At 60.6% G+C, this 9,007-nt stretch carries 3 protein-coding genes; 2 read left to right on the top strand and 1 reads right to left on the bottom strand.

Annotated features, from left to right (window positions below; translation table 11 throughout):
- The first annotated feature begins 565 nt into the window (after nt 1–565).
- Complete coding sequence (locus FJ398_22440; protein MBM3840667.1) at nt 566–1,726, top strand: carboxypeptidase regulatory-like domain-containing protein; 1,161 nt, start codon at nt 566–568, stop codon at nt 1,724–1,726.
- A 66-nt stretch (nt 1,727–1,792) separates the two neighbouring features.
- On the opposite strand, the gene FJ398_22435 is transcribed toward FJ398_22440, so the two are convergent.
- Nucleotides 1,793–2,941: a HEAT repeat domain-containing protein gene (locus tag FJ398_22435; GenBank protein ID MBM3840666.1), complete on the bottom strand. Its 1,149-nt coding sequence runs from the start codon at nt 2,939–2,941 to the stop codon at nt 1,793–1,795.
- A gap of 437 nt (nt 2,942–3,378) precedes the next feature.
- On the opposite strand from FJ398_22435, the gene FJ398_22430 reads away from it, so the two are divergent.
- Nucleotides 3,379–8,733: a hypothetical protein gene (locus tag FJ398_22430; GenBank protein MBM3840665.1), complete on the top strand. Its 5,355-nt coding sequence runs from the start codon at nt 3,379–3,381 to the stop codon at nt 8,731–8,733.
- Nucleotides 8,734–9,007 lie beyond the last annotated feature (274 nt).

The raw sequence follows: 9,007 nt of genomic DNA, 5'->3' as shown, positions 1-9,007 counted from the left end.
GTTGGTTGTTAGCTGTTCTTGAACAAACATATTTCAACCAATATTGACGGGCATTTCGAGCTTTTTTCTTTTTTCAAGCCAATAATCACGCTTGTTGCAGGGCTAGTGATGTGTCTCACAAGTGAGATGATCCCCACCCGGTGGTCGCCAAGCCTTGCTGGCTGCACTAGAATCGCGCTCTGAACTGCTCCAATGGAGCGCGGCCATCAAGCGCTTTGAACCTGATGGTCGGGCGAGCCTGTCCCCAGCGAGCCGGTCCAGACGTGTTCCTAGCACGTGGAGCGGCTCGCCGGGACGGACTCGCCCTACCATCAGGTTCATGGCTTAGATCCGCGTTGCCCTTGGCCGTGCTTCTCCTCGTCGGCTGGCCGCTCCGTGCCTTCGTCGTCAACACGGATTCGTCCGGACAGACCCGGCGCTGGCCGCTCCTCTCAGCCGAGACCGCGATTCACACGAACGTCATCAATCCATCCAGTCAAGCGATCCGCTACTTTCTGGGGACGGCGGCGTACTCCACCACCAACACCGCCGCCGAATTGACGGCGGTTCGCGTCAGCTTCGATCAATGGCAAAGCGTCCCCGGAACGAGCCTTCGATTCGAGGACGCCGGCCTCGTTTCATCGGAAGCCGACGTGAACCCGTCGGACAACTCAATCGGCTTGGGGCGCTCCAAGGCCGCGTCATCACGGACGGGAATGTCGTCTTTGGGGCGTGCGTGGTGGCTGAGGATGCCGCCGGCAACATTGTTTCCGGCACGGTCACGGAGCCGGATGGCCGTTATGTGCTTCCCGCTCTGGCGCCGGGAAACTACCAGGTGCGAGCGACCCCGCTTTACTCTCTGCTGGCCAATCCGGCGGTCCGGTTGGTCTCTGGGGCCGACATCGGGCGGCGCTTCGCGAATGCAGAAACGAGTTTTCTTCCCACGGCCAACAAAACGACCGGCGTTGCTCCGGGGATCACCAACGAAGTTGATTTTAGCGTGCTGAAAGGGGAACCAGGGTTTCTAATCGCCCGTCTGCGTCCGGCAGCCCGGGAGCAGGATGAGCTGGCGGCGATTAACTCACCGGCCATGATCCGCGTGGGGCAGGGCAATCTGGTCATCGGCGTGTATTCGCCTGGTTTTCCATCGACCGGCGCCACGCTCACCGTCACCGGCGGCGGTTTGATGCTGGGGCCGGCCAGCTTTGTTCGCGACGCGTTCCCAAATGTCCGCCCCAGCCTGAATCTCCTCTCCATCGCGATCAGCGTGGACCGCAATGCCACGCCGGGTTTGCGCAGTTTCATTGTGCAGCAGGGCACGAACATCGCTTACGCGAATGGCTTTCTGGAAATCTTGCCCGCTTTTTCGGACGACAACTTCGACGGCCTGGACGATTCGTTTCAGCGGCGGTATTTCCCGCGCTTCACCGCCGCCGAAGCCGCACCCTCCGCGGATCCGGACGGAGATAACTTCAGCAATAATCGTGAATGGGTCGCGGGGACCGATCCAACCAACCGGCTCTCCGTGCTTCGAATTGAACGTGCCAGCGTCTCGGCGAACGGCACGACGATTGTCTGGCAGAGCGTGGCGGGGAAGCGCTACCAGGTGTTCAGGAACCTGGAGTTGGAGAAAGGCGCTTGGGAACCAGTCGGGGCGGCGGTTATGGCAGCAGGCCCGTCGGCGCAATTCTTGGATTCGTCCAGCGCGATCGGAGCAAGGTTTTACCGTGTGCAGGTGAGGCCATGACTCTTTAATCGTAAAAGTCGCAGCGCGCGGACGCAACCGAAGTCGTTAAGAAAACGGATGCGTGACCTACTTTTGGATTCGCTCCAAGGCTTGTTCGGCCTTGGCGCGGACTTGCGCGTCCGGGTCTTTCGCCAGCTCGCGCAATGGAGCGGCGGCGGGGTTCGCTTTCGGACCAAGGGCGCCCAGGGCAAGCGCCGCGGCGCCGCGAACTCCGGCGTCGGCATCCTTCAGACGGTCGATCAGGTGAGGCACGGCAACGGCGCTGGCCAAGCCGCCATTGCCCAAGCCGCTCGCGGCATTCGCCCGGACGTCGGGCTCCGGATCAGCCAGGGCACGGGTGAGCGCATCGATGACATTTTCCGCCGAAGGCCGAATTCGGCCCAGTGCTTCGGCAGCGTTTGCGCGCACGGCGGAACTGTCATCCTTGATTGCCTCGATCAGACCCGGGATCGCTTCCCGCGCCCAGGGTCCCATGCTCCCCAGGCATTTTGCCACGTTGAGGCGAACATAAGAGTCTCCGTGGTTCAGCTTCGGAAGGATTGCAGCCACGGTTGCCGGATGTCGGATATTGCTCAAAGTCTGGAAGGCGCTTTCGCGAATCTGGAGATTCTTGTCTGCGAGCGCTTCAATCAGTGCTGGCACAGCCGCGTCGGCCTCGGAAGCGGCGATTCCTAATCCATACATCGCGAGCAGCCGCGCCTGATTCTGGCCTTCCTTCAGCGCCTTCACCAATTCCGGAACTCCGGGCCGCCCGGTCCTTCCCAGCGCGCGGGCCGATTGCATGCAGACGGCCTGATTGGCGTCGCGGAGTGCTTTGCCCAAAACGGGAATGGCCGAAGTGGCTTTCTCGCCCATGATGGCCAGCGCGGTGGCGGCTCCCACCCTGAATTGTTCGGCTTCTTCGGGGCGCACGGTCTTGAAGAGCCCGATTCGCAAACTGTCCGGCAAATGCTGCGAAACCGCGAGCAGGGGCTTTTTGAAAATCGAGTCTTTCTGTTCCAGAGCCTCGATGAGATTGGGGACCGCCTGCGGACCGATTTGCCGGAACACATCTTCCGCGGGCTTGCGGTCGCCCGGCCCATTCAATTCGAGGGCCCAGGCAACGACCGGCTTGCCGCCCACCTTGATCTCGCGCACTTTCCGAAGCTGGACCATGAAGATCACGGCTGGAACGCCGAACACCAAGGCATACCCGATCAAGAATCGCAGTCGCATTAATCTTCTGGAGTGTAATCCCAACGCATCGAGAAGCGAAGCGGCGAAATTGGCGAAATTGCGTTCAATGCCAGCGATGCTCAGTTTGACTTGGCGAGCCTGTCCGCGGCGAGCCTCCTAAAACGTGTTCCCAATCAGCAATTCTTCCCATGAACCGGACGGTAGGACAGGTTCATGGGGCGAGAGCATGGCTCTGAAACCAAGCAGGCTGCCCATGAACCAGACGGTAGGGCGAGCCTGTCCCCAGCGAGCCGAGTCCAACGAGTTCCCGATACGTCGGACACGGCTCGCCGGGGACGGACTCGCCCTACCATTTAACCGATTTAACGATTTAACCTTGTAACGCTGTAACGATTCAACGGCTGCGGTTGCGGCTTCGGCGCACGTGTTCTATCCCCTGTTGAGGCTGGCGCATAACCTGCTAAAGAATTCGCCCGATGAAACGTGCAATGAGCAGTTTGGCTGGGTTAATGGGCTTCTTGGGAGCAACTTTGGCCGTTCCTGCGCAAGTATCCATCTCGGAGTTCATGGCCAATAACAACAAAACCCTCCGCGACCGCAACGGGGAGTACTCCGATTGGATCGAGATTCGCAACGCCGGCGGCGCGTCCGTCAATCTCTCCGGGTGGTATCTCACCGATTCGAGGAATGTTCCCGCCAAATGGCAATTCCCCGCCGTGACGCTGGCGCCCAACGGCTATCTTGTCGTTTTCGCCTCGGGAAAGGACCGCGCCGTGGCCGGATCGGAGTTGCACGCCAACTTCAGTCTCGACGCCGGAGGCGAGTATCTGGCGCTGGTGATGGCGGATGGCGTGACCGTGGCGTCGGAATTTAATGGGGACTTCCCGGAACAGTTCGCGGACATTTCTTACGGCGATTATCAAGGGACGAACTACTACTTTGCCAAACCGACTCCGGGAACGGCAAACGGCGGGGCCGGATTCATTGCGGGGGTCGCCGACACTAAATTCAGCCACGACCGTGGATTCTACGATGCGCCGTTTGATCTCACCATCCGCACGGCCACGGCGGACGCCCTCATCCGTTATACGCTCAACGGCCTGCCTCCTTCCTTGACGAACGGGATGGATTACACGGCTCCGATTCGGATCAGCGGCACGACGACGCTGCGCGCGGCGGCATTCAAGACGGGCCATCTCCCCTCGAACATCGACACGCAGACCTATATTTTCTTGGACGACGTGATTCGGCAGGCCTCGGACGGACAACCGCCTCAAGGCTGGCCGAGTTCCTGGGGCGCCAACGTCCGCGACTACGGGATGGACCCGGATGTCGTGAACAACCCGCTCTACAGCAGCACGATCAAGAACGACCTCAAATCGCTGCCCAGTTTCTCCATCGTCCTGGACTTGAAAGATCTGTTCGATCCAACGCGCGGCATTTACGCGAACGCAGGTCAGGAAGGCCGAGCCTGGGAACGCCCGACTTCCTTGGAGCTGATTTATCCCGACGGCAAGACCGGCTTCCAAATCAACGCCGGCATCCGAATTCGCGGCGGGTTCAGCCGCAGTTCGAATAATCCCAAGCACGCCTTCCGGTTTTTCTTTCGCGACGACTACGGCGCGCCGAAGCTGAAGTATCCGCTTTTCGGCGATGCGGGGACAGATTCGTTCGATAACATCGACCTGCGCACGTTCCAGAATTACTCGTGGAGTTTTCAGGGGGACGCCAATGGCGTTTTCCTGCGGGACCAGTTTTCCCGCGACGCGCAATTGGCCATGGGCCACCAGGGCGAGCGCGGCAATTTTTATCACCTTTACATCAACGGCCAGTACTGGGGCCTCTTCAACACTTGCGAACGCCCTGAAGCCTCTTATGGCGAAACCTACTTCGGCGGGAGGAAAGAAGACTATGACGTGATCAAAGTCGAGGCGGGCCCTTATGCGCTCGTTGCGACCGACGGCAACATGACCGCCTGGACGCAGCTCTACAACACCGTCAAGGCCGGCGTCACGGATGAGGTGTACTGGCGGATTCAAGGCCGGAATCCGGACGGCACGCGCAATCCCAATTACCCGGTCCTGCTCGATGTGCCGAACCTGATCGATTACATGCTCGTGATCCTCTACGGCGGAAACCTCGACGCGCCGATTTCAAATTTCCTGAGCAACACCAGCCCCAACAATTGGTACGGAATCCGGAATCGAAACGGCGCCGACGGCTTCCGGTTCTTCGCTCACGACGCTGAGCACACGCTCTTAAACATCAATCAGGATCGGACCGGACCGTATCCGGCCGGCGACAGTTCGGTCACCAAGAGCAGCCCGCAGTGGATTTGGCAAAAGCTCCAGGCCAGCGCCGAATTTCGCATGCTGATGGCGGACCACATTCATCGCCATTTTTTCAACCGCGGCGTGCTCACGCCCGAAACCGCGCGCGCGATGTTCCTGGCGCGAAAGGCCGAGATCGACAGCGCGGTCGTTGGGGAGTCGGCGCGCTGGGGCGACGCGAAACGGCCCACGTCTCCGCTCACCCGCAACGCCCATTGGGCGCCCGCGATCAACAACATCCTGAACAATTATTTGCCCCGGCGCACCGGGATCGTGCTGAATCAGCTCAAGGCCAAGAATCTTTATCCGAACGTCGCCGCGCCGTCGTTCAGCCAGCACGGGGGTGGTATTCAGCGCGGGTTCACCCTCGTGATCAGCGCGCCGGCCGGGACGATTTACCACACGCGCGACGGGAGCGATCCGCGCCTCATCGGCGGCGCGGTTTCTTCTTCGGCTTCCGTCTATAACGCGCCGCTGGCATTGAACGAGAGCGTTCACATCAAGTCGCGCGCCTTGAGCGGCGGCGTCTGGAGCGCGCTGAACGAAGCGCCGTTCGTCGTCATCCAGAATTTCACCGACTTGCTCATCACGGAGATCATGTACAATCCGCCCGGCCAGGACGGCGTCGATGGCGATGAATTCGAGTTCATCGAACTGAAGAATGTTTCCAATGTCGAACGCGACCTGAGCGGAATCCATTTCACCGACGGCGTCGTCTATGCGTTCCCGAGCGGGACCAAACTGGGTCCCGGTCAATTCGCCGTGCTGGTCAGCAATCCAATCGAGTTTCAGAAGAAATATCCGGGGGTTCGCGTCACCGGGACCTACAGCGGACGGTTATCCAACGGCGGCGAGACGTTGACGCTGGTCCATGCGGCCGGCGCGCCAATCACGTCGATGGCCTATGGCGATCAAGCGCCGTGGCCCGGCACTTCGGACGGGGCTGGATTCTCCCTGGCCCCGGTGAACCCGAACTTGAATCCCGACGCCAACGACGCCGCCAATTGGCGCACCAGCACGCGGCCCGGCGGTTCCCCTGGCGCAGACGATCCCGCCACGTCGATCAATCCGGTCTTGATCAACGAAGTGCTCACCCACACCGATCTGCCCGCCAAGGACGCCATCGAGCTTTACAATCCGAACACGTCCGCCGTCGATATCAGCCACTGGTATCTGACTGACCGCCGGATGACGCCGAAAAAGTTCCGCATTCCAGCGGGCACAGTGATTCCGGCGCGAGGCTATCTGGTGTTCAACGAAGACCAGTTCAATCGCACGCCCGGCGTTGAACCCAGTTTCAATCTCAGCTCCCACGGCGAGGAAGTTTATCTCTATTCAGCCGACAGCGCCGGCAACTTGACTGGCTTCAGCGACGGTTTTGGTTTTGGCGCGGCGCGGAACAGCGTGACCTTTGGCCGATTCACGAACAGCGTAGGTGAAGTTCATTATCCGGCCCAACTTGCCAACACGCTGGGCGCGGCCAACGCCGGCCCCAGCACCGGCCCCGTTGTGATCAGCGAAGTTCATTTCCAGCCCGCGCCGGACGGAGATGAGTTTATCGAACTCAAGAACATCACCGCCAGCGCCGTGAGACTTTACGATCCGGCCCACGCCACCAACACGTGGAGACTCAACGGCGTCGGCTTTGATTTCCCAGTCAACACGGAAATTCGCGCGAACGGTCTGGCGCTTGTGGTCGCCACGGATCCCGGCGTGTTTCGGAGCAAATACGGCGTCCCGTCGAGTGTGGCGATTTTCGGCCCCTTCGCCGGCAGTTTGCAGGATAGCGGTGAACTGCTCCAGCTTCAGATGCCGGACGAACCGGATGTCGAATTGAACGGCCAGGTCGTCGTCCCCTACATCGACATCGACGCCGTGCGTTACAACGACAAAGCGCCGTGGCCAACCAACGCCGCCGGGTTTGGGCCATCGTTGGAACGGATCAACGTGGCGGCTTACGGCAACGATCCCGCTAACTGGCGCGCCAGTCCCGGCCCGCCATCGCCAGGCGCGGAGATTGGCGGCAACCGCGCTCCGCAAGTGAACGCGGGCGCCGATCTCAGCTTTCAATCCGGGAACTTTCCCTTCACCGCAAACCTGAACGGCTCGGTGAAGGATGACGGCTTGCCCAATCCGCCGAACACGCTTTCCCCCACGTGGACCCAGGTGAGCGGCCCTGGCCCAGTCACGTTTGCGAACACGAGGCAATTGAACACGACCGCGAGTTTTCCGGGGATCGGCACGTATGTGCTGCGCCTTACCGCCACTGACAGCGCGCTCGACGCGAGCGATGAACTGACCGTGACGCTCGAACGGCCTCCGACGCAAGCCACGTTCTTGCCGGCCGGGTCGGTTTGGAAATATCTCGACAACGGTTCAGATCAAGGAACCGCCTGGCGCGCTCCGGCGTTTGATGACAGCGCATGGCGGTCGGGTCGGGCGCAACTCGGCTACGGGGACGGCGGCGAAGCCACAGTGGTTCAAGGTGGACCGAGCACCGCTCGATATGTGACGACGTATTTCCGGCGCGCTTTCACCGTCGCCAATGCGTCGTCGGTGACCCGGCTGACGGTGAAGTTGGTGCGCGATGACGGCGCGATCGTTTATCTGAACGGCTCGGAAGTCTTTCGCAGCAACATGCCCGAAGGCAACGTGACTTATCGAACCTATGCCAGTTCGGTGGTCGGGGATGCCGATGAATCGGCGTTCTTCGAGCGGGAAATTGACGAATCTCTGCTCGTCGAGGGCAACAACGCGCTCGCGGTCGAACTGCATCAAGCCAATGCGACCAGCAGCGACATCAGTTTTGACCTGGAATTGATCGCGTTGTCCGTCCCGAAGAACCAGCCGCCAGCCGTGAATGCCGGGCCTGATTTGACCATCCAACCGGCGGCCTCGGCGACCTTGAACGCTTTCGTGTCCGACGATGGTTTGCCCATCCCGCCCGGAAGGCTCACGATCACCTGGACCCAGGTGAACGGGCCTGGCCAGGCGAGCTTTGGAAATCCCAACGCGGCCTCGACCACCGCCAGTTTCACCTTGGGCGGCACTTATGTCCTGCGGTTGAGCGCGACCGATGGCGAGTTGACCACGCAGGACGACGTAACCGTGACCGTGGAAGACGGGACGCTTGCGGCGTGGAAAGCCCAATATTTCAATTCGGCGGAACTGGCCAACGCGGCCATCAGCGGAGACGGCGCGGATCCGGATGGCGACCGCCACACGAACCTCCAGGAATACACGGCCGGGACGAACCCGAAAGATTCGCAAAGCGTGCTGAAACTCGTCTCGATCCAGTTGAATTTGGCTTCACCCAAGCTTCAATTCTCCGCCGTCGCCGGAAAAACCTACAGCATTCAATTTCGCGACGATCTGGACGGCGCGGCCTGGCAGAAGCTGACGGACGTGCCCGCGCCGGGCGCATCGCGAACGGTGGAAGTGATTGATCCGAATCCGTCGCGTTCGGTCCGCTATTATCGCGTGGTCACACCGCGGCAGTGAGCAGTGGTCAGTTGCCAGTGGTCAGTGGTCAGTGGTCAGTGGTCAGTTATCAGTAATCAGCAATCAGGGCTCGGTGAGCACTAACTAATCAGTCTCTCAAGTCCGCAATCCGCAATCCGCGATCCGTCATTGGAAACTCCGCGCTCCAGGCTCCTCCCGGCCACCGGCGCCTGGAGATTCGGTACACGGCGCTCAGCTTCACGGCCCCCGAAAAGGTTCGATTCCAATTTCGACTGGAGAATCTGGACGAGGATTGGACCGACGCCGGCTCGCG

Source organism: Verrucomicrobiota bacterium, from assembly GCA_016871535.1.
In the GTDB taxonomy this organism is placed as follows: Bacteria; Verrucomicrobiota; Verrucomicrobiia; order Limisphaerales; family SIBE01; genus VHCZ01.
Note: the sequence above shows the minus strand (reverse complement) of the source record. Positions and strands in the feature narration are given on the sequence as shown.